The following is a 20,066-nucleotide window of genomic DNA, read 5'->3' as shown; positions in this document are numbered from 1 at the left end:
GGAGCCGGGAGGAACATACAAGCTTGCTCGACTGTCGCCATCGGGAAGCAGTCGAGCAAGCTCGACTCTACGGCCAGGTTAGCGGAGGGGCTCCACCACCACCGCCGTGCCATAGCACAGCACCTCGGTCAGCCCGGTCATCACGTCGGTGGCGTCGTAGCGCATGCCGATGATGGCGTTGGCACCGAGCTGGCGCGCGTGCTTGACCATGTCGCGGTAGGTTTCCTCGCGGGCCTGCTCGCACAGTTCGGTGTAGATGGTGATGTTGCCGCCGAAGATCGTCTGGATGCCGCCCAGAAAGTTGCCGACGATCGAGCGCGAGCGCACGGTGATGCCGCGGACCACGCCCAGGTTGCGCACGACGCGATGGCCGGGCAGCTCGAAGGCGGTGGTGACCAGCGCATCGTCGAAGCGCAGCGCGGGCGGGGAAGGGGAGCCGCTGTTGTAGGGGTCTGCCATGGTCGCGTCCGTGTCGTTGCTTTCTGTAGAGTCGAGCCATGCTCGACTGGCTGTGGCGCAGTCGAGCATGGCTCGACTCTACAACGCAACCGCCCGTTGCGGCATGGCTCCGTCACCGTGATGGCGCGACAATACCCCCATGACCGACCGTATCCCCCTGTTGCTGCTACCCGGCCTGCTCAACGATGCCGAGCTGTGGCGCTCACAGTTGGCTGATCTTGCCGACATCGCCGATTGCACGGTGGGCGACCAGACTCGCGGCGAAACCCTGCAGGGCGTAGCCGAGGACGTGCTGGCGCAGGCGCCGGAGCGCTTTGCGCTGGCAGGTTTCTCGCTGGGCGGCTTCGTCGCTCAGCAGATCCTGCGCATCGCGCCCGAGCGCGTGCTGCAGCTGGCGCTGATCGATACCTCGATCCATGCCGATTCGCCGGAACGTGCCGAGCAGCGCCGCAGCCAACGTGCCAGCGTGCGCTTGCCGGGAAAATTCCACGGCTTCGGTGACGCGTTGATGCGCAGCTACATCGATGCCTCGCGGCTGGACGACTACGTGCTGGTGCAGCGTGTGCGCGACATGACCGCGCGGTTGGGCGCCGAAGTGTTCCTGCGCCAGAGCGCGCTGGAGCGCCGCGATGGCCACGATGTGCTGGCCGGCTACCGCGATCCGCTGCTGATCGTCTGCGGCGCAAACGATCGCATCACGCCGCTGGCGGTGAGCGAGGAGATGCATGCCCTGGTGCCGCACTCGCAGCTGGTGGTGGTGCCCGATTGCGGGCACCTGGCACCAATGGAGAAGCCGGACGAAGTGAGTGCGGCGATGCGTGGGTGGTTGCTGCAAGGCGAGGGATAGCTCTGCCTTTGGTAGGTGCCGACCCTGGTCGGCACGATGTGTCATCGACTGACCAGAGGCCAGTGCCGACCAAGGTCGGCACCTACGATTCCGATACGTAACCGCAGTTGGGATCAATCCCAGGCCGGGGCAATCCCTTCCGGATTCGCGAGGCGATGGCCGCGATCCAGCTTGGCGATCTGCGCCATGTCTTCGTCGGTCAGGCGCACGGCCGCTGCTTCCAGATTGGCTGCCAGGTTCTCGCGCTTGGTCGACGACGGAATGACCGAGAAGCCCTGCTGCAGCGCCCACGCCAGCGCAACCTGTGCCGGCGTAGCCTGGTGACGGCCGGCAATGGCCTGGATCACCGGGTCCTTCAGCACTTCGCCATAAGCCAGGCTCATGTAGGCGGTGATGTGGATGCCGTTGTCCTGCAGGAACTTCACCAGCAGGCGGTTCTGCAGGTACGGGTGGATCTCGATCTGGTTGGTGGCGATGGCTTCGGCGCCGAGGATCTCGATCGCCTTGCGGGTCTGCGCGATGGTGAAGTTGGAGATGCCGATCTCGCGGGTCAGCCCCTGCGCCTTGGCCTCGGCCAGTGCCGGCAGGTATTCCTCCATCGGCACGTCGACCTTGTCATTCGGCGACGGCCAGTGGATCAGCGCCAGGTCGACGCGGTCGGTGCGCAGCTTCTCCAGGCTGATGCGCAGGCTGGCCAGCAGCGCATCGCGCTTGAACTCGGTGATCCACACCTTGGTGGTCAGGTACAGATCATCACGCGGCACGCCCGACTCGGCGATGGCCTGGCCGACCTCGGCTTCGTTGCCGTAGATCTGCGCGGTATCGATGGCGCGGTAGCCGACCTCCAGCGCATTGCGCACCGAGTCGATCACGGTCTGGTCTTTGAGGCGGAAGGTGCCGAGACCGAAAGCGGGGACAGTCATGGGAAGCTCCAACGGGGGAAGGGAGTAGCAGAGGGAAGAGGGTAGGACAGGCACCGTATGCATGCCGGCAACGGTGCATTGCATGGATCAATGCGCGGTGGCGGCAATGCCGTCGGCGCGGTGGTCGACGCCATCGCGGCGGTCGAGGCGGCCACTGAGCACGGTCAGCGCGTAGGCCAGTACGACCACCAGCGCGCCCAGCCATGGGGTATGCATCAGGCCGATGTGCTCCACCACCAGGCCACCCAGCGAGGCGCCCATGGCGATGCCGACGTTGAACGCGGCAATGTTCAGGCCCGATGCCACGTCGGTGGCCTGCGGTGCATAGCGCTGCGCCTGCTTGACCACGTAGACCTGCAGGCCGGGCACGTTGCCGAATGCCACCGCACCCAGCGCCAGCACCGTCAGCAGCATCAACCAGGTGTTGTAGGCAGTGAACGTGAGCACGAACAGCACCAATGCCAGCAGTCCGAAGATGCGCTTCAGCGCGGGCACCGGACCCAAGCGGTCGGCCATGCGCCCGCCCCACAGGTTGCCGATCGCCACCGACACGCCGTACACCAGCAGCACCAGGCTCACGGCGTTGGCCGGCAGGCCGGTGACATCCTGCAGGATCGGCGCCAGATAGGTGAAGGCCAGGAAGGTGCCACCGTAGCCCAGCGCGGTCATCGCATAGACCAGCAGCAGGCGTGGCTGGCCGAGCACGGCAAGCTGCTGGCGGAGGCTCGCCGGCGCACTCTGCGGCAGGTTGCGCGGTACGAACAGCAGCGCGCCGATCAGGGCGACCACGCCGAGGCCGGCCACCGCCAGGAAGGTCGCGCGCCAGCCCAGATGCTGGCCGATGAAGGTGCCCAGCGGCACGCCGGTCACCAGCGCCACGGTCAGGCCGGTGAACATGATGGCGATCGCGCTGGCCGCCTTCTCCTTCGGCACCACGGCGGTGGCGATGATCGCGCCGATCGAGAAGAACACGCCGTGCGCCAGGCCGGTGAGGATGCGGGCGATGATCAGCGAGGTATACCCGGGTGCCATCCAGGCGACGACATTGCCGAGCGTGAACAACACCATCAGCGCCACCAGCAGTTGCTTGCGCGGTACGCGTCCGGTCAGCGCAGTCAGCACCGGCGCACCGATGGCCACACCCAGCGCGTACAGCGAGACCAGCAGGCCGGCCGAGGGCAGGCTGACCTGCAGGTCGCCGGCGATGGTCGGGATCAGGCCGACGATGACGAATTCGGTGGTGCCGATGGCAAAGGCACCGAGGGTCAACGCCAGCAGGGCGAGGGGAATGCCACGGATCATGACAGGGTCCAGCAGGAGGAAGAGGCTGTGCAGTCTGCGCCGCCGACCTTTGCTGAAAAACCGGTCTTCACGCCAATCACTATTGCCGTGCAGTCAATAATAGGGGCATGAAGACCACTCTCGATGAAATGCAGGCGTTCCTTTCGGTGATCGACAGCGGTTCGATCAGTGCTGCCGCCGAGCAGCTGGGGCAGACGCCCTCGGGTGTGAGCCGCGCGCTGGGGCGGCTGGAGGACAAGCTGGGGATCACCCTGCTGACCCGCACCACCCGCCGCCTGCACCTGACTGCCGAGGGCGAGGCGTTCCTGCGCCATGCGCGCGCGATCATCGATGCGGTGGAATCGGCCGAGGAACAGATGGCGGCGCGCCGCGAACGCCCGGCGGGGCGCCTGCGCGTGGATGCGGCGATGCCGTTCGTGCTGCACGTGATCGCGCCGCTGGTGGCCGGCTATCGCGCGCGTTACCCGGAAGTGCAGCTGGAACTGAACAGCTCCGACCGCTACATCGACCTGCTCGAACGGCGCACCGATCTGGCGATCCGGATCGGCCCGCTGGCCGACTCCACCCTGCATGCGCGGCTGCTGGGCCGCTGCCAGCTGCGGCTGGTGGCCAGCCCGGACTACCTGGCCAGGCACGGCGAACCGGCCAGCGTCGCCGCGCTGGGCCAGCACACGCTGGTCAGCTTCAACGAGCCGGAATCACTCAACCGTTGGCCGCTGCCCGGAGAGTCGGATGGGCTGCTGCTGGTGCGGCCGGATATCGCCGTGTCCAGTGGCGAGACGTTGCGCCGGCTGGCGGTGGAAGGTGTGGGCATCACCTGCCTGTCCGACTTCGTGACCGATCGCGACCGTGCTGCCGGCACCCTGGTGCCGGTGCTGGCGGCGCAGACGCTGGATGTGTACCAGCCGATCCATGCGGTGTATTACCGCAACACCGCCGTGTCGTCGCGGATCAGCTCGTTCGTGGATTACCTGGCCGACGCGATGGCGCAGAGCGACTACGTGCGCTGAGGTTGCCGGCCAGGGGCCGGCACTACCGCACGCGCCGGTGGGTGCGGCTGCTCTGGTGGGTGCGGACCGTTGGTCCGCACTGATCCTGCCGTCGCCCGACCAACGGTCGGGCGCTACCCATGTGGCGGCGGACGCTGCCGGCCAGCGGCCGGCACTACCGCACGCGCCGGTGGGCGCGGCCGCTCTGGTGGGTGCGGACCGTTGGTCCGCACTGATCCTGCCGTCGCCCGACCAACGGTCGGGCGCTACCCATGTGGCGGCGGACGCTGCCGGCCAGCGGCCGGCACATCGCACGGGTGGTACCGCCCGCTGGCCGGCAACCGGATCAATCAGGCCGCACGCGCCAACGCGTCCTTCGCCGCTGTTGTAGTCGACAGATCGAACACATCCACCGCGTCGATCAAGCGGTTCGCCTGTTGTTCCAGGCTGCGTGCGGCGGCACTGGCTTCCTCCACCAGTGCGGCGTTCTGCTGGGTGGTGCCATCCATCTGGATCACGGTCTGGCTGACCTGCTCGATACCCGCGCTCTGCTCCTGCGAGGCCGCGGAAATCTCGGCCATGATGTCGGTGACGCGCTGCACCGATGCCACGATCTCGGCCATGGTGTCACCGGCCTCGCGCACGCGCTGTGCACCGTGCCCGACCTGCTCAACCGAGGCTTCGATCAACGCCTTGATCTCCTTCGCGGCCGCGGCCGAGCGCTGCGCCAGCGTGCGTACTTCACTGGCGACCACCGCGAAGCCGCGGCCCTGCTCGCCGGCACGCGCGGCTTCCACTGCCGCGTTCAGCGCCAGGATGTTGGTCTGGAACGCGATGCCATCGATCACGCTGATGATCTCGGCGATCTGCCGCGACGAGGTTTCGATCGCGCTCATCGTCGTCACCACCTGGCCGACCACGTTACCGCCCTGCGAGGCGACCGTGTGCGCGCCGATCGCCAGCTGGTTGGCCTGGCGTGCGTGCTCGGCGTTCTGGCGCACGGTGGAGGTCAGTTCTTCCATCGACGCGGCGGTTTCTTCCAGATTGGCCGCCTGCTGCTCGGTACGGCGCGACAGATCATTGTTGCCGGCGGCGATCTCTGCAGCCGCAGTGTGGATGTTGCCGGAGGCGTGCTTGATGTCGGTGACGATGGTCGCCAGCTGCGCGGCGGTGGTGTTGGCATCGCCGGCGATACGCGCGAACACGCCCTGGAAATCGCCATGCATGCGCGCGCCGAGGCGGCCATCGGCAATCGCGCGCAGCATGCTGGAGACCTCGCCGAGGTTCAGTTCGGTGGTCTGCATCAATCGGTTCAAGCCGTCGACCATCGCGCGGAAGTCATGCTCGAAGCGCGCGCTGTCGCCACGCTGGCTGAAGTCACCCCTGGCGGCGGCTTCGGCCAGGCGGCGGATCTCGCCATTGATCGTGCCCAGATTGGCCTTGGCGGTATCCAGTGCGTCGGTGATCACGGCCTTCTCGCCCGGCAGCCGCTCCATGTCCTGGCTGAGGTCGCCGATGGCGTAGCGCCCCATGATCGCGATCGCGCGCATCTTTACCTGGATGTGCGCATCGACCAGCGCGTTGCTGTCGGCCACCATCGTGCCGAACGCGCCGGGGAAGGCACTGGCATCCATGCGGTGGCTGATGGTGCCGGCTTCATGCGCCTGTGCCATCGTGGCCTGTGCATCGAGCACACCGCGCAGCGTGGACTGCACCGCCTGCATGGCCTGCGCGAGGCGACCGATCTCATCGCGGCTGCGCACCTGCACAACATGCTGCAGATCACCGGCGGCCACTGCACGCGCAGCGGCTTCCACCGCCAGCACCGGCTGCACCACCGCACGCCGCAGCCACCAGCCCAGGCCCATCAGCAGCAGCACGGCGGCCAGCACGGTCAGCGCCGCGCACAGCAGCAGCGTCTGCCGCGCCTGCTGCGAACGGGCCGCTACCGCCGCTTCGGCCACCTGCGTGGCGTGCGTACTCAACGCATCCAGCGCGGTTGCCACCGGGCGGTCCTTGCCGCGCACGAGGTTGTCGCCGGCGGCGGGATCGTAGCTGGCCTCGGCGAACGCCTGCAGCGCCGCGTGATAGTCCTGCTGCAGCTGCGCATGCAGGCCGATGAAGGCCTGCGCCAGTTCGCGCGTGCGTGCATCCGGGCTGCTGACCAGGCCCTTGGCCAGCTGCTCGACCAGACGACCCTCGCTGTCGAAGGCGTCCAGGTGGCGTTGGCGCAACGCGTCGTCGTGGCCGCGCAGCAGCACGTTCTTCCATTCCTGCACCTGGCCGCGGAACTCGCGCTGCAGGCGTTCGGCATCGCGGCTGTGCGCGACTTCGGGTGGAACCTCGGTGGACAACTTCAACCAGGCGGAGGCCAGGCCGGCCAGAGCACACAGCAGGACCACCGCCAGACCAACGGAAACCGCGCCGAGCAGCTTGGACTGCAGGCGCGGAGCACGGACAGACGCATTCATGGGGAAGGACTCTCGGGAAGGGGCACTGCGGTATCGACCCGATGCGCACACCCTGAAGTGAGATGCGCATCACATTCGCGTTTCGTTTAGTGATGTGAAGGAGATGTTTCATAGGACAGATGTGTCCATATGGAACGAAAGCAGACCCTCGACAGAGGAATTAAATGTAACTAATGTTGTTACATGAAATCCGCGAACCCACTCTCCGACGCCCTGCACGTGATGGCGCATCTGGTCGGCCATGCCGCCCCGCGCACGTCCGAACAGCTGGCGTCGTGCCTGCCGACCCATCCGGTGGTGATCCGTCGTCTGCTGGCACAGCTGCACAAGGCCGGCCTGGTGCGCAGCACCCGTGGTCACGGCGGCGGCAGCCTGCTGGCACGCGATGCCGCGGCGATCACCCTGCATGACATCTATCTGGCGGTGGGAGCACCGCCGCTGGTCCAGGTCGGCGCTCGCGATTCCGGCGGTGGCTGCCCGATCCAGCAGCTGGTCAACAGCGCCCTGCTCGAAGGCGCGCGCGAGGCGCAGCGGCTGCTTGAGCAGCGCCTGCAGGCGACCACACTGGACCAGCTCGGCGCCGACTTCGCCCGCCATCTTGCCCATCACCGTTCCCTGGAAGGTCACCATGAATCCTGATGTGCTCATCGTCGGCGGCAGCTACGCCGGCATTGCCGCCGGCCTGATCCTGGCCCGTGCCCGTCGCCCGGTCACCGTCATCGATGCCGGTTCACCGCGCAATCGCTTCGCCAGTCATTCGCACGGGGTGCTGGGGCTGGATGGCATCAGTGGCGCCGAGCTGCTGAAGACCGCGCGTCAGCAGCTGCTGGACTACCCCACGGTGCGTTCGGTGCATGCCGAAGTGGAGCACGCCCGCACCACCGCCGAAGGCGTGGAAGTGCGTACCGCCGATGGCCAGGTGCTGGCCGCGCGCAAGCTGCTGCTGGCCAGCGGCATCGCCGACCAGCTGCCGGAACTGCCCGGACTGGCCGAGCGCTGGGGCAGCACCGTGCTGCACTGCCCCTACTGCCACGGCTATGAAGTCGGTGGTGGTGCCATCGGCCTGCTCGGCGGCCATCCGATGTCCGCCAGCAAGGCGCCGCTGTTCGCCGACTGGGGCAATGTCACGTTCTTCAGCATGGGTCTGGAGATCACCGATGAGGAACGCGCCGCCATGCAGCAGCGTGGCGTGCACATCGAGACGTCACCCGTGCTGGGTGTGCAGGGCGACCAGCCGACCTGGCTGGAAGTGGAGCTGGCCGACGGACGCCGTATCGCACAGCGTGCGTTGTTCGTGCCGGCTACCCAGGCGATGGCCACGCCGCTGGTGCAGCAGCTGGGGTGCACATTGGTCGAGAGCCCGCTGGGGGTGCTGATCGAGGTCGACATGATGAAGCAGACCTCGGTGCGGAACGTGTACGCCGCAGGCGATGCGACCACGGTCGGCAACATCACCCTGGCCACCGCCGAGGGCGTGCGTGCGGGGATCGGCGTGCATCATGCGCTGGTGGCCGAGGACAGCGTGCCACGCTGACCCCCGACGCGACGTGCTGCTCTGGTAGATGCCGACCTTGGTCGGCGCCGTTTCATCCACGCATGGCGTGGAAGAGCAGTCGAGCAAGCTCGACTCTACGGATCCCGGGCATCCATTCGCCCGTGCCCGTCGAGCAGGTGCCGGCCTTGGCCGGCACCGTTCCATCATCCCTTCACGCACAGCACCTGCCGCAGCGTGTGCACCACGTCGACCAGGTCGAGCTGCGCGGCCATTACATCGTCGATCGACTTGTACGCGGCCGGCGACTCATCCAGCACGCCGCTGTCCTTGCGGCATTCCACATGCGCGGTGGCCTCGCGGTGCTGGGCCAGCGTGATCTGCTGCCGCGCAGTGCCACGGCTCATCACCCGGCCGGCACCGTGGCTACAGCTGTGGAAGCTGTCCGCGTTGCCCTTGCCACGCACGATGTAGCTGCGCGTGCCCATGCTGCCGGGAATGATGCCCAGCTCGCCCTCGCGCGCGCTGACCGCGCCCTTGCGCGTCACCAGCAGTTCCTGGCCGTGGTGCGTCTCCTTCTGCACGTAGTTGTGATGGCAGTTCACCGCCATCGTTGCCAGCTGGAACTTCGGCAGGCGATGGCGCATCTCGGCCAGCACCCGCGACATCATTGCCTCGCGGTTCTGCCGGGCGTAGTCCTGCGCCCACGACACTGCTTCGACGTAGTCATCGAACAGCGGCTCGCCTTCCATGAAGAACGCCAGGTCCTTGTCCGGCAGGTGGAAGCCGAGCACACGGCGCGCAAGCTCTTCGCGCGCCTTCTCGATGAAGTAGGTGCCGATCAGGTTGCCGGTGCCGCGAGAACCGCTGTGCAGCATCACCCACACCGTGTCCGTCTCGTCCAGGCACAGTTCGATGAAGTGGTTGCCGCCGCCCAGCGTACCCAGCTGGCGGTCGAGCTTGTCGGTGCGGATCCTGCGGTGCTTGTCCTTGATGTTCTCCAGACCGGCGGCCAGCCCGGACTGCACCAGCCGCGTATGGATGCTGTCGGGCATGCGGTGGTGCTCGCCGCCGCGTCCGTTGCCGACCGGGATGCTGCGCTCGATGCTGTTGCGCAGCTGCCGCAGGTCATCGGGCAGGTCGTTGGCACGCAGCGTGGTACGCACCGCCGCCATGCCGCAGCCGATGTCGACGCCGACCGCGGCCGGGATGATCGCACCGCGGGTCGGGATCACCGAGCCCACGGTCGCGCCCTTGCCCAGGTGCACGTCCGGCATCACGGCCACCCACGGCCCGACGAACGGGATCGCGGCGATGTTGCGCAGCTGCTCATGCGCCTGCGCCTCCAGCGGCACACCGTTGACCCAGCCCTTGATCGGCGTGGTGCCCTCGGCGTGCAGCCATTGATAGTTGTGTTGAGTGTCCATGTCTTCGTGTTTGTCCTTGATGGGCCGGCGGCGCGTCCCTGCGCCGCCGCGACCCCTACCTGATCGTCACCAGCTGCTTCAGCACGCCATCCAGGCCGCCGAACACGGTGAGCTTGTCGATCTTCTCGGTGACCTTCTCCAGTGCCTCCAGCTCCTTCAAGCGCATCAGCACCGGGTTGTCCTCGATCAGCTTTGCGGTGTTGAGCTGCGAACGCGTGGCGTTGGCCTCCTCGCGACGGCGGATCACGCTGGCCTGGGCCTGCTTCTCGGCCAGCACCACACCGTTGAGGATCTCCTTCATCTCACCCGGCAGGATCACGTCCTTGATGCCCACGCCGAGCAGCCGCACGCCGTGGCCCTCGATCGCTGCCTGCACATGGGCGGCGATCTCGCCGTCCAGTGCCGCCTTGTCACCCAGCAGCTCGTCCAGGCTGCGCGCGGCAATCGCCTGGCGCAGGCCGAACTGCAGCTGCCGGTAGACGAACTCGTCGGCATTGCTGAGCGTGCGGTGTGCACGCACCGGGTCGACCACCTGCACGGTCGCGGCCAGGTTCACCCGCAGGGTCACCTTGTCGCGGCTGAGCAGTTCCTGGCCGGACACGTCCAGCGAACGCGCACGCAGCTCCACACGCTCCACCGACACGTTGCCGTTGAAGTTCCAGAACGCGTGCAGGCCGGCGTCCAGCGTCTGTCGCAGCGTGCCATCGATGAACAGCAGGCCGACCGACTCGCTCGGCACGGTGCTGATCACTGCCACACGCGGCAGCACGCCCAGCTGGCCCAGGCGCTGCTGCACGTCCGCCGGGATGCGCGGCTCGTCACCCAGCGCCATCACGCGCACCTGGGTGTCGACCGAACCCCGCCAGTACAGACGGCGGCTGCCCGGCGGCAGGACTTCATCGATCCGGCCGTTGCGCAGCAACAGGCCGACCTCGCTGGCGCCGACGTTGGCCAGCACGAAGTGCGTGTCCAGCTCGGTGCCCAGCGCTTCGATCAGGCTGTCCTGGTCGCTGCCGGTATAGGCCGCGCCCTTCGATGCGGTGTGGATGTCCACATGCGGACGGCCGCCGAACGGCGACAGGCGGTGCACGCCCGGCAGCAGGATCTGCTGGAAACGACGGTTGCGATACACCAGGCCGCGCTCGCCGTCGCCGATCACGACCTTGATGGTCCAGAACATGGGAGTCTCTCCTTGTATGGCTCTGGTGGTTCGACCCGTTGCGGATGAATCGCCATGACCCGGGCCGATCAGGTCGTGGCGAGGCCGCCTGCACACCACGTGCAGGCAGCGGAAGAGGGCGGCCATCGGCGGACGGTCCACGCGCGGAGCCTTCGGTGCACCGGCACTGCTGCCATCGTCGTTCCCGGCAGGCAGCACCGGTGCGGAACGTGGCTGGCAGTGGCGGCGGGCCGGGGCCCGGCGTGCGGTCCGTTGCCTTCCACGTTCCTGCCCGAAGGCGTTGTCTGTGGACGGCGGCGGTGGCCGCTGGGGCTTGCGCCCCGGGTGTTGCTTCAAGTCATGACGTGACAGGTCATGTGGTTTGGAGTGGGAATCGAACCCACGACAGACGGATTACGGATCCGTTGCTCTGACCAAGCTGAGCTATCCAGTTGGGGACCGCGCGGAATCGAACCGCGTACCGGCGAACCGATGCCTGCTTCCAGCAGGCGATCCAGGCGATGGCATGTCCGCGACCTCCGGCATACGCCACGGCAACGCCGCGCGCACCAGCCCGTGGTGGAAACGGGACCGTTGGAGAATCGAGGGTGCAGGCCACCGACATTATCGCGAGCGATAATGTTTGGGTGCGATGCAGATAATGTCCAGGCGTCGCAACTCGCGCGAAGTAAATCCTTCGGCGGGGCGGAAAAAACCTGGGTCAGTGAGCGGCGGGTTGCCGCGCGGGGTGCAGTTCTGGCATCGCGGGTCCTTGTGCCGACGCAAACGAAAACGCCCCCGGGACTTGCGTTCCGAGGGCGTCGTCAAGCCTCGGAGATCGGGGTGGCCGATCTCCGCAGAGCGGGTATCAGGCCGTTGTCAGCTGGACTTCCTTGCCGAACGCGCGCGCCAGCACGTCCATGCGCAGGCATGGCAGCAGTTTGGCGATGGCGACGGAATGCGCGTTCAAGGGAAGTTTCCAGTGGTTGTTGAAACGAGGTGCGCACGATAAACCACGATTTATTCGTGCGCAACCATTTTGTTCAATTATTTTCTTCTTTACCGCGCAATGCCGGCCAGCGGCCGGCCCTACCGGACTGTGCAATGCCGGCCAACGGCCGGCACTACCGGGTCTCAAGCTTCAGTGCTGGCGGCATCCAGCTGCGCGACATCCTGCACGCTCAGCGACACGTTGGCTGCGGCCAGCAGATCGTGCAGCTGCTCGACGCTGGTGGCGCTGACGATCGGCGCGGTGATTGACGGCCGTGCGATCTGCCATGCCAGTGCGATCTGCGCGGCACTGGCGCTGTGCTTGCTGGCCACGTCATCCAGTGCCTGCAGGATGCGCAGGCCACGCGGATTCAGATAGCGCTTCACCACGTTCTCGCCACGCGCCGGGCTCTTGGCCGCATCGGCCGGCGTGCGGTATTTCCCGCTGAGGAAGCCACTGGCCAGCGCGTAGTAGCCGATCACGCCGATCTGTTCGCGCTGCACCAGCGGTTCCAGTTCCTTTTCGTAGCCGGCGCGGTCGTACAGGTTGTACTCGGGCTGCAGGGTTTCGTAACGCGGCAGCTTGTAGTCGGTGGATACCTTCAGCGCATCGGCCAGGCGCGTGGCGCTGTAGTTGGACGCACCGATCGCACGCACCTTGCCGGCTTCGATCAGCCGGCCGAATGCGGCCAGGGTCGCTTCCAGCGGCGTTGACTCGTCATCCTCGTGGGCCTGGTACAGATCGATCACGTCGGTCTGCAGGCGGCGCAGCGAATCTTCCACCGCGGCGTTGATGTTGTCCGGGGTCAGGCCGGGGCGCTCGGCCCACTTGGCCACCTTGGTCGCCAGCACCACCTTGTCGCGCTTGCCGCTGCGGGCAAACCACTTGCCGATCAGCGTTTCCGATTCGCCGCCGGCATTGCCCGGCACCCAGGCCGAATACACATCGGCGGTGTCGACCAGGTTGAAGCCGGCATCGACGAAGGCATCGAGCAGGGCGAAGCTGGCCTTCTCATCGGCGCTCCAGCCGAACACGTTGCCACCGAAGGCGAGCGGACGTACATGCAGGCCGGAACGGCCCAGTTCGCGGGTTGCCGTCATGGGCACGGACTCCTTGGGGGAAGTGCTCCAGAATAAAACGCGTTGTGTGACCGTGCTGCGGCGGTGACCACAAAACAGTGTTCCGCGATACGCACGCAGCTAACGTTTTGTGAACACCTGGGACGCCGCGGCTGCTAGTCTCGCCGCATCTTCCGCTGGAGTCGCTCCGATGATGCCTGCTTCGTCCCTGCGTGGTTGCCGCCTGCTGCTTGCTTCGGCCCTGCTTGCCGCTGTTCCCGCGTTCGCCGCACCGGCCACGGTGGCACCGGCGAAGATCCAGGTGTCACCGGCCATCGATGCGGCGGTGAAGGCGTCGACCCGTGATGCCAACAACGTCAAGCGCGATGGCTTCCGTCATCCGGCGCAGACGCTGTCGTTCTTCAAGGTGACGCCGGAAAAGACCGTCATCGAGATCACCCCCGGCAACGGCTGGTACTCGGAAATCCTGGCGCCGCTGCTGCAGGACAAGGGCCACTATGTTGCCGCCGTGGTCGACCCGATGGCGGTGCCCGAGGGCCGCGGCCGTGACTACCAGCAGCGCAGCCGCGACAGCCTGGAAAAGAAGTACGCCGGTGCACCGGCACAGTTCGGCAAGACCGCCGTGGTCGCCTACGATCCGGCCAAGCCGGTGTTCGGCCCAGCCAGTTCAGCCGACGTGGTGCTGACCTTCCGCAACGTGCACAACTGGCGCAAGGCCGGCCAGGCGCAGGGCATGTTCCAGGGCTTCTTCAACGTGCTCAAGCCGGGCGGCGTGCTCGGCGTGGTCGAGCATCGCGCCAAGGCCGACGTGGTCGACGACGATGACACCGGCTATGTCGGCCAGCAGCAGGTGATCGCGATGGCCGAGGCCGCCGGCTTCAAGCTGGACGCGCGCAGCGAGGTCAATGCCAACCCGCGGGACACCAAGGACCACCCGAACGGCGTGTGGACGCTGCCGCCGACCAACCAGCATGACAAGGCCGATGATGCGAAGTATCAGGCGATCGGCGAAAGCGACCGCATGACCCTGCGCTTCATCAAGCCGTAAAGCGGGGCGCCGGGCCGTGCCTGGTGAGCGCGCAGCGCGGTGTTGGGCGGAATGGGTAGCGGCCGGGCAATGCCCGGCGCTGCCACCAATGGAGTGTGCTGTTGAAGAAAGTGCTGTACTTCGCCTTCGCATTGATGGCGCTGCCGCGGTTGTACGACTTCGTGTTCCATGCGGGTCACGTGCATGATCTCGTGGCGGCGGCAGGTTTTGCGGTGCTGCTCGTGGGTTGCCTGTGGGACGAACGTGCGCGCAGGGCCTGCCCACCGGTAGCGCGGCTACGGTATCGCGCCAACGCTGCCGCCACGTGCGGCGCCGTGGTGGTGCTCGTTGCGCTGTTGATGGAAAGGAAGGTCTTCGGCTGAGTGGTGATCGCGGCGGCGATGCGGGAATGGGACAATGCCCCACCCGCCGACTGCCGTGCCCGCAATGCTGATCGCCTTCAACAAGCCCTTCAACGTGCTCTGCCAGTTCACCGACCGCAGCGTGCCACCGCGGCCGACCCTGGCCGGGTTCGGCCTGCCGCCGCGCGTGTATGCCGCCGGTCGCCTGGACCATGACAGCGAAGGCCTGCTGCTGCTGACCGACAACGGCACGCTGGCGCACAAGCTGACCGATCCGAAGCACAAGGCTGACAAGACCTACTGGGTGCAGGTGGAAGGCATGCCCAGCGACGAACAGCTGCAACAGCTGCGCGACGGCGTGGTGCTCAATGACGGGCCGACCCTGCCGGCGAAGATCGAGCGCCTCGATCCGGCGCCGTCGCTGTGGACACGCGATCCGCCGGTGCGCTTCCGCAAGACCGTGCCCGACGCCTGGCTGGCGATCACGATCCGGGAAGGCCGCAACCGGCAGGTGCGGCGGATGACCGCGGCGGTGAACCTGCCGACGCTGCGGCTGGTCCGCGTGTCGATGGGGCCTTACCGGCTGGACGACCTGCAGCCGGGGCAGTGGCTGCAGATCGGTTGATGCAGAAAGGGCCGGATACCTTCCGGTGTCCGGCCCTCATGTAGTGCCTTGGGGTCAGAGTCCTTCCTGTGGAAAGGATCCGACCCCGGCAGGCTCAGGCGTCGCTGCCGATATCGCTGTGCTCGTCCACCACGGTGTCGTTGCGGCGGTCACGTGCGTTGATCCGTTGCGCCTGCCCATTCACCACGTGGCCATTGGCGGCCTTCTTCTTCTGCTGCTTGCGGTACAGCGCGTAGCCGAGCAGGCCTACACCGACCGCAGCGGCGGCCACGGCCACTGCCGGATTGCGGCGCACGAACTTGGTTGCGGCCTTGCCGCCGGTCTTCACTGCGCCGATGGCGGCGCCGGTCTTGATCCAGTCCGCATTGCGCAGGCTGCCACCGGCGCTCTTCAGGCCATCGCCGGCGGTGTGGGCCAGCTCCAGGGCGCGCTCCAGAGCGCGGTCGGTGATTACGGTCAGCTTGCTCATGCGGGGGTCCTTTGCCTCGGGTCGAAGTCCAGTGTCGCGTGTTGCCCGTAAACGGTATGTCAGTCGAGGTCACACGTGGCGTGACTTTACCGCAGCCATTCAGGATCAGGCAGGGTCCGCAGCCGGCCCCACTGGTCAGGTCCCGCGCGGCTTGGCCCGATGGGTGGCCGTCGCCGTCCACGGGTCATCCGGCCATGGATGCCGCGGGTAGCGGCCCTTCATTTCCTTTTTCACTTCCGCGTAGGTGTTTTCCCAGAAGTTGCGCAGGTCCTGGGTGACCTGCAGCGGGCGGCCACCGGGCGAGAGCAGGTGCAGGGTGAGCGGCACGCGGCCGTCGGCGATGCGCGGGGTGTCAGCCAGGCCGAACAGTTCCTGCAGCTTCACCGCCAGCACCGGCGGCAGCGGTTCGCCGCTCTCGCTGTCCAGCGCGTAGGTGATCGGCCGCTCCAGCCCGGAGGGCACGGTGATGCGGGTCGGTGCATGACGCTCGACCAGCTGACGCTGTGACCACTCCAGGGGCGACTTCAGCGCTTCGCCGAAGCTGGACTCGTCCAGCGCATCCAGGCGGCTCTTGCCGGCGAACGCGGGCTGCAGCCATTGCGCACGCGTGGCCAGCAGGGCGTCGTCGCTGCAGTCGGGCAGGCCGAATTCGGGCATCCAGCGCCGCAGCGACTCCACGCGTGCCTGCCATTGGCGCAGGCCTTCGGTCCACGGCAGCGCCTGCAGGCCGAGTTCGGCCACCGCGTCGGTCAGCGCCTGTGCGGCGTGCTGCGGATCGACCCGGCCGGCCGAGCGGCTGTCCAGCACGATGCGGTCGAAACGGGTCTCGCGCAGTGCCACCAGGGCGCGACGCTCGCTGTCCCAGCGCACTACGTCCTCGGTCACGAAGCGCTCCGGCCACGCCTTGCGCAGCTGGCCCTCGTCCACCGGTGCGGCACGCAGCAGCAGCGCGTCGCGTGCCCCGAAGCGCAGTTCACTGGCTACCAGCCACGGCTCGCCACGCAGGTCGCTCAGCTCGTGCAGGCGTGCGCTGCGACCGTTGGCCAGCAGGTAGCGCAGCGGATCGCTGGGATGCTGGACACCGATGCGGTCGGGGAAGGCATGTGCGAGCAGGTCACCCAGCTCGTGCGCTTCGATGCTGGCCGGTGGTGCGGCCTCCCAGCGCAGGCGGCGACGCCACTGCTTGGCGGCGGCATCGATCGCGGCCAGGCCGCTGCGGTTGGCGTCGCCCGGTGCGCGGCCATTGCGGAATGCCGCCAGCGCACGCCAACGCGCGGCCAGCGCATCACCGCCCTGGCGCAGCGGATCGCGCGCTTCCAGCAGCGCGGCCAGATCGGCGGCCAGCGCCTGCGAACGTGCATCGGGCGCGGCCAGCAGCATCGCCGCCATCCGTGGGTGCGTACCCAGCGCCAGTATGCGACGGCCGAGCGCGGTGATCGCACCACTGCTGGACAATGCGCCCAACCGCTGCAGCAGTTCGCGGGCGGCGCCCATCGGGCCGGCAGGTGGCGGATCGAGGAAGCGCAGGTCGCTGCTGCCCCAGGCGGCCAGTTCCAGCGCCAGTCCGGCCAGCTCGACCTGATCGATTTCGGCGCGGCGCTGCGGCTCCAGCCGCTGCGACTGCGGCCACAGCCGCCACGCCACGCCCTCGGCGACACGGCCGGCGCGGCCCGCGCGCTGGTCGGCCGATGCCTGCGCGATGGCCACCACGTCCAGCCGGGTGAAGCCGCTGTTGGGGTCGTAGCGCGGCTCGCGTGCCTGGCCGCTGTCGATCACCACGCGCACGCCGGGTAGCGTCACCGAGGACTCGGCGACGTTGGTGGCCAGCACCACGCGGCGGCGGCCATCACTGGACGCCTGCAATACCCGCGCCTGCTGTTCCACCGGCAGTTCACCGTGCAGGGCCAGCACTTCAACACCCGCATCCAGCGATTCCTGCAGCCCGGCCTGCACCCGCGCGATCTCGCGTTGGCCGGGCAGGAACACCAGCAGGTCACCGGGATATTCAGCCAGGGCCTGCTGCACCGCGCGGCGCACCTGCAGTTCCAGCGCCTCATCGCGGCGCGCCGGGAAATGGCTGATCGCCACCGGGTAGCTGCGGCCTTCGCTGCTCAGCCGCGGTGCATCGAGGAAGCGGGCCAGGCGCTCACCATCCAGCGTCGCCGACATCACCACCAGGCGCAGGTCATCGCGCAGCTGTGCCTGCACGTCCAACGCCAGCGCCAGGCCCAGATCGCCACTGAGGTGGCGCTCGTGGAACTCGTCGAACAGGATCGCGCCGACCGCTTCCAGCATCGGGTCGTCCTGCAGCATGCGGGTCAGGATGCCTTCGGTGACGACTTCAATGCGGGTGCGTGCCGAAACCTTGTTCTCGAAGCGGATGCGGTAGCCGACCGTGCCGCCCACCTCTTCGCCCAGCTGCCGCGCCATGAACAGCGCGGCGCTGCGTGCGGCGACCCGGCGCGGTTCCAGCAGGATGATCTTCCGCCCCTGCAGCCACGGTGCATCGAGCAGCGCCAGCGGGACCTGGGTGGTCTTGCCGGCGCCGGGCGGCGCCTCCAGCACCAGCCGCGGCTGCGCGGCCAGATGCTGCTGGATCTGTGGCAACAGCGGGGAAATCGGGAAGAGCGGGGCGTTCATGTGCAAAGGATAAAGGGCCACGGCAGCCGCAGGTACAATGCGCGGGCACTTTTCCCCCGCGATGACCATGCACCTGATCGATATCGGCGCCAACCTGACCCACGACTCCTTCGACCGTGACCGCGACGCCGTGCTGGACCGCGCACGGCAGGCCGGCGTGGTGCAGATGGTCATCACCGGCGCCAGCCGCGAGCACTCGCCGCTGGCCGTGCAGCTGGCGCAGCAGCATCCTGGTTTCCTGTATGCCACCGCCGGCGTGCACCCGCACCACGCTGTGGAATACACCGAGGAATGCGATGCCGAGATGCGCGCGCTGCATGCGCACCCGGAAGTGGTGGCGGTGGGGGAGTGTGGGCTGGACTACTTCCGTGATTTCTCGCCGCGCCCGGCCCAGCACCGTGCGTTCGAGCGCCAGCTGCAGCTGGCCGCGGACAATGGCAAGCCGCTGTTCCTGCACCAGCGCGACGCGCATGCCGACTTCATGGCACAGATGAAGAACTTCGAGGGTCGCATCGGCCCGGCAGTGGTGCACTGCTTCACCGGTGAGCGTGACGAGCTGTTCGACTACCTGGACCAGGACTGGTACATCGGCATTACCGGCTGGTTGTGCGATGAACGCCGTGGCGCGCACCTGCGCGAACTGGTGAAGAACATTCCGGTCAACAGGTTGATGATCGAGACCGACGCACCGTACCTGCTGCCGCGCACGCTGAAGCCGATGCCGAAGGACCGCCGCAACGAACCGATGTTCCTCTCGCACATCGTGGAAGAACTGGCGCGTGACCGTGGTGAAGACGTGGCGGTGACCGCCGCGAATGCAACTGCCGCGACGCGTGCGTTCTTCCGTCTGCCGGACGCGGATTGATTCCCTTCGTCGCGGCGGCCCTGCGTCGTAGAGTCGAGCTTGCTCGACTGCCGTGCAGAAGCAGTCGAGCAAGCTCGACTCTACAAGCGGGTCAGAGTGCTTCCAGCAGCCCGCGCAGCCCTTCCCGATACGTCGGGAAGCTCGGCTCCCAGCCCAGCGCCTCGCGCGTACCGGTGCTGTCGATGCGCTTGCTGCTCTCGTAGAAGCGCCGCAGTGTCGGGCTCAGCGCCGGATCGTCCCAGGGCATGGCAGGTGGCATCGCAAACCCGCCCAGCTGCGCGGCGAAGGCCAGTACCTGCTGCGGCGGTGCCGGCTCGTCGTCGGCCGGCAGATACAGCCCATCCACACGCGGCCGCTGCATCGATGCGGTAACGACCGTTGCCAGGTCATCCACGTGCAGTCGGTTGAACACCAGCCCAGGACGCACTACGTGGCGCGCACGTCCCTGTGCCAGCTGCAGCAGGGCATTGCGTCCGGGACCGTACAGGCCGGGCAGGCGGAATACCGCCGAGGCGATACCGCGCTGCTCCGCCAGCGCACGCCACTGGTCCTCGGCGCGTCTGCGTTGCATGCCGGACGTTTCAGTGGCATCGGCCACGCTGGTCTCGTTGACCCAGCCGCCGGCCCGATCGGCATAGACCGACGTGGATGACAGATAGCCCACCCAGCGAAGTGCCGGACTTTCCTGCAGTGCCGGTAGCAGCAGACGCAGTGTCGGGTCACCCTCGGCATCGGGCGGCACGCTGCACAGCACGGCCTCGGCCTGCGCGATCTCATCGAGCAGGGCGGGCGACGGTGGTATGTCAGCTCGCAGCTGATGGCGCAGCAGGCCATCGTGCGGTGCCGACGCCGGGTCGCGCACCGTGCCGGCCACGTGTACGCCCAACGCCCGCAGATGCGTGGCCAGCACGCACCCGCTCCAGCCCATGCCGAGGATCA

General features: G+C 67.5%; 18 protein-coding genes and 1 tRNA gene. 8 read left to right on the top strand and 11 right to left on the bottom strand.

Annotated features, from left to right (window positions below):
- Nucleotides 1–78: 78 nt before the first annotated feature.
- Nucleotides 79–459: a YbjQ family protein gene (locus ACZK33_RS22570; protein ID WP_071228577.1), complete on the bottom strand. Its 381-nt coding sequence runs from the start codon at nucleotides 457–459 to the stop codon at nucleotides 79–81.
- A gap of 139 nt (nucleotides 460–598) precedes the next feature.
- Between ACZK33_RS22570 and ACZK33_RS22565 the strand changes: the two genes are divergently transcribed.
- The gene (locus ACZK33_RS22565; RefSeq protein ID WP_154264786.1) at nucleotides 599–1,306 is read left to right on the top strand and encodes an alpha/beta fold hydrolase; all 708 of its coding nucleotides are present in this window, start codon (nucleotides 599–601) and stop codon (nucleotides 1,304–1,306) included.
- A 113-nt stretch (nucleotides 1,307–1,419) separates the two neighbouring features.
- Here ACZK33_RS22565 and dkgB read toward each other — a convergent pair whose 3' ends face one another.
- Nucleotides 1,420–2,229: a 2,5-didehydrogluconate reductase DkgB gene (dkgB, locus tag ACZK33_RS22560; RefSeq protein WP_071228575.1), complete on the bottom strand. Its 810-nt coding sequence runs from the start codon at nucleotides 2,227–2,229 to the stop codon at nucleotides 1,420–1,422.
- Nucleotides 2,230–2,316: 87 nt separating this feature from the next.
- Complete coding sequence (locus ACZK33_RS22555; RefSeq protein WP_049424175.1) at nucleotides 2,317–3,531, bottom strand: MFS transporter; 1,215 nt, start codon at nucleotides 3,529–3,531, stop codon at nucleotides 2,317–2,319.
- 107 nt (nucleotides 3,532–3,638) lie between these two features.
- On the opposite strand from ACZK33_RS22555, the gene ACZK33_RS22550 reads away from it, so the two are divergent.
- Entirely contained in the window at nucleotides 3,639–4,541 is a 903-nt protein-coding gene (locus ACZK33_RS22550; RefSeq protein ID WP_423174960.1) for a LysR family transcriptional regulator, read from the top strand.
- A gap of 329 nt (nucleotides 4,542–4,870) precedes the next feature.
- Here the strand turns inward: ACZK33_RS22550 and ACZK33_RS22545 are convergent, their stop codons facing one another.
- A complete protein-coding gene (locus ACZK33_RS22545; protein ID WP_134951297.1) occupies nucleotides 4,871–6,991 on the bottom strand; it encodes a methyl-accepting chemotaxis protein in 2,121 nt (706 codons plus the stop codon).
- A 183-nt stretch (nucleotides 6,992–7,174) separates the two neighbouring features.
- On the opposite strand from ACZK33_RS22545, the gene ACZK33_RS22540 reads away from it, so the two are divergent.
- Together ACZK33_RS22540 and ACZK33_RS22535 are read left to right on the top strand one after the other, a co-directional pair.
- Nucleotides 7,175–7,630, top strand: a complete 456-nt coding sequence (locus ACZK33_RS22540; RefSeq protein ID WP_033833804.1) for an Rrf2 family transcriptional regulator — start codon at nucleotides 7,175–7,177, stop codon at nucleotides 7,628–7,630.
- Complete coding sequence (locus ACZK33_RS22535) at nucleotides 7,620–8,525, top strand: NAD(P)/FAD-dependent oxidoreductase (protein WP_423174961.1); 906 nt, start codon at nucleotides 7,620–7,622, stop codon at nucleotides 8,523–8,525. Before ACZK33_RS22540 ends, ACZK33_RS22535 begins: the two co-directional genes overlap by 11 nt.
- Nucleotides 8,526–8,689: 164 nt before the next feature.
- Here the strand turns inward: ACZK33_RS22535 and ACZK33_RS22530 are convergent, their stop codons facing one another.
- The 4 genes from ACZK33_RS22530 to ACZK33_RS22515 all read right to left on the bottom strand — a co-directional run bounded on the left by ACZK33_RS22530 (nucleotide 8,690) and on the right by ACZK33_RS22515 (nucleotide 13,160).
- Nucleotides 8,690–9,910 (bottom strand): RtcB family protein, encoded by a 1,221-nt coding sequence (locus tag ACZK33_RS22530; RefSeq protein WP_423174962.1) that lies wholly within the window; start codon nucleotides 9,908–9,910, stop codon nucleotides 8,690–8,692.
- A 55-nt stretch (nucleotides 9,911–9,965) separates the two neighbouring features.
- Nucleotides 9,966–11,090: a slipin family protein gene (locus ACZK33_RS22525; protein ID WP_049398660.1), complete on the bottom strand. Its 1,125-nt coding sequence runs from the start codon at nucleotides 11,088–11,090 to the stop codon at nucleotides 9,966–9,968.
- 357 nt (nucleotides 11,091–11,447) lie between these two features.
- A tRNA-Thr gene (locus tag ACZK33_RS22520) sits at nucleotides 11,448–11,521 on the bottom strand.
- 682 nt (nucleotides 11,522–12,203) lie between these two features.
- On the bottom strand, nucleotides 12,204–13,160 hold the full coding sequence (locus ACZK33_RS22515) for an aldo/keto reductase (RefSeq protein WP_032129150.1): 957 nt from the start codon (nucleotides 13,158–13,160) through the stop codon (nucleotides 12,204–12,206).
- Between the two features lie 169 nt (nucleotides 13,161–13,329).
- Here ACZK33_RS22515 and ACZK33_RS22510 point away from each other — a divergent pair, with 169 nt between their 5' ends.
- From ACZK33_RS22510 to ACZK33_RS22500, 3 genes are all read left to right on the top strand, one after another.
- Nucleotides 13,330–14,187, top strand: coding sequence for a class I SAM-dependent methyltransferase (locus tag ACZK33_RS22510; protein WP_423174963.1), 858 nt, complete (start codon nucleotides 13,330–13,332; stop codon nucleotides 14,185–14,187).
- Between the two features lie 95 nt (nucleotides 14,188–14,282).
- On the top strand, nucleotides 14,283–14,549 hold the full coding sequence (locus ACZK33_RS22505; RefSeq protein ID WP_012481577.1) for a hypothetical protein: 267 nt from the start codon (nucleotides 14,283–14,285) through the stop codon (nucleotides 14,547–14,549).
- 64 nt (nucleotides 14,550–14,613) lie between these two features.
- Complete coding sequence (locus tag ACZK33_RS22500) at nucleotides 14,614–15,153, top strand: pseudouridine synthase (RefSeq protein ID WP_369353963.1); 540 nt, start codon at nucleotides 14,614–14,616, stop codon at nucleotides 15,151–15,153.
- A 94-nt stretch (nucleotides 15,154–15,247) separates the two neighbouring features.
- Here the strand turns inward: ACZK33_RS22500 and ACZK33_RS22495 are convergent, their stop codons facing one another.
- Both ACZK33_RS22495 and hrpB read right to left on the bottom strand, forming a co-directional pair.
- The gene (locus tag ACZK33_RS22495) at nucleotides 15,248–15,622 is read right to left on the bottom strand and encodes a hypothetical protein (RefSeq protein ID WP_019336760.1); all 375 of its coding nucleotides are present in this window, start codon (nucleotides 15,620–15,622) and stop codon (nucleotides 15,248–15,250) included.
- 135 nt (nucleotides 15,623–15,757) lie between these two features.
- Nucleotides 15,758–18,262, bottom strand: coding sequence for an ATP-dependent helicase HrpB (hrpB, locus tag ACZK33_RS22490; protein WP_423174964.1), 2,505 nt, complete (start codon nucleotides 18,260–18,262; stop codon nucleotides 15,758–15,760).
- A 67-nt stretch (nucleotides 18,263–18,329) separates the two neighbouring features.
- On the opposite strand from hrpB, the gene ACZK33_RS22485 reads away from it, so the two are divergent.
- Nucleotides 18,330–19,127, top strand: coding sequence for a TatD family hydrolase (locus tag ACZK33_RS22485; RefSeq protein ID WP_423174965.1), 798 nt, complete (start codon nucleotides 18,330–18,332; stop codon nucleotides 19,125–19,127).
- 91 nt (nucleotides 19,128–19,218) lie between these two features.
- Here the strand turns inward: ACZK33_RS22485 and ACZK33_RS22480 are convergent, their stop codons facing one another.
- Nucleotides 19,219–20,055, bottom strand: coding sequence for a Rossmann-fold NAD(P)-binding domain-containing protein (locus ACZK33_RS22480; RefSeq protein ID WP_423174983.1), 837 nt, complete (start codon nucleotides 20,053–20,055; stop codon nucleotides 19,219–19,221).
- Between the last annotated feature and the right edge of the window lie 11 nt (nucleotides 20,056–20,066).

The sequence above is a fragment of the Stenotrophomonas sp. 86156_Sma genome (genome assembly GCF_056481625.1).
Note: the sequence above shows the minus strand (reverse complement) of the source record. Positions and strands in the feature narration are given on the sequence as shown.

Coding starts and splice junctions, on each gene's coding strand:
- ACZK33_RS22495 (WP_019336760.1), bottom strand. CDS start 15,622: ATGAGCAAGCTGACCGTAATCACCGACCGCGCTCTGGAGCGCGCCCTG.
- ACZK33_RS22550 (WP_423174960.1), top strand. CDS start 3,639: ATGAAGACCACTCTCGATGAAATGCAGGCGTTCCTTTCGGTGATCGAC.
- ACZK33_RS22565 (WP_154264786.1), top strand. CDS start 599: ATGACCGACCGTATCCCCCTGTTGCTGCTACCCGGCCTGCTCAACGAT.
- ACZK33_RS22540 (WP_033833804.1), top strand. CDS start 7,175: ATGAAATCCGCGAACCCACTCTCCGACGCCCTGCACGTGATGGCGCAT.
- hrpB (WP_423174964.1), bottom strand. CDS start 18,262: ATGAACGCCCCGCTCTTCCCGATTTCCCCGCTGTTGCCACAGATCCAG.
- ACZK33_RS22535 (WP_423174961.1), top strand. CDS start 7,620: ATGAATCCTGATGTGCTCATCGTCGGCGGCAGCTACGCCGGCATTGCC.
- ACZK33_RS22515 (WP_032129150.1), bottom strand. CDS start 13,160: ATGACGGCAACCCGCGAACTGGGCCGTTCCGGCCTGCATGTACGTCCG.
- ACZK33_RS22500 (WP_369353963.1), top strand. CDS start 14,614: ATGCTGATCGCCTTCAACAAGCCCTTCAACGTGCTCTGCCAGTTCACC.
- ACZK33_RS22510 (WP_423174963.1), top strand. CDS start 13,330: ATGATGCCTGCTTCGTCCCTGCGTGGTTGCCGCCTGCTGCTTGCTTCG.
- ACZK33_RS22555 (WP_049424175.1), bottom strand. CDS start 3,531: ATGATCCGTGGCATTCCCCTCGCCCTGCTGGCGTTGACCCTCGGTGCC.
- ACZK33_RS22545 (WP_134951297.1), bottom strand. CDS start 6,991: ATGAATGCGTCTGTCCGTGCTCCGCGCCTGCAGTCCAAGCTGCTCGGC.
- ACZK33_RS22525 (WP_049398660.1), bottom strand. CDS start 11,090: ATGTTCTGGACCATCAAGGTCGTGATCGGCGACGGCGAGCGCGGCCTG.
- ACZK33_RS22530 (WP_423174962.1), bottom strand. CDS start 9,910: ATGGACACTCAACACAACTATCAATGGCTGCACGCCGAGGGCACCACG.
- ACZK33_RS22485 (WP_423174965.1), top strand. CDS start 18,330: ATGCACCTGATCGATATCGGCGCCAACCTGACCCACGACTCCTTCGAC.
- ACZK33_RS22480 (WP_423174983.1), bottom strand. CDS start 20,055: ATGGGCTGGAGCGGGTGCGTGCTGGCCACGCATCTGCGGGCGTTGGGC.
- dkgB (WP_071228575.1), bottom strand. CDS start 2,229: ATGACTGTCCCCGCTTTCGGTCTCGGCACCTTCCGCCTCAAAGACCAG.
- ACZK33_RS22570 (WP_071228577.1), bottom strand. CDS start 459: ATGGCAGACCCCTACAACAGCGGCTCCCCTTCCCCGCCCGCGCTGCGC.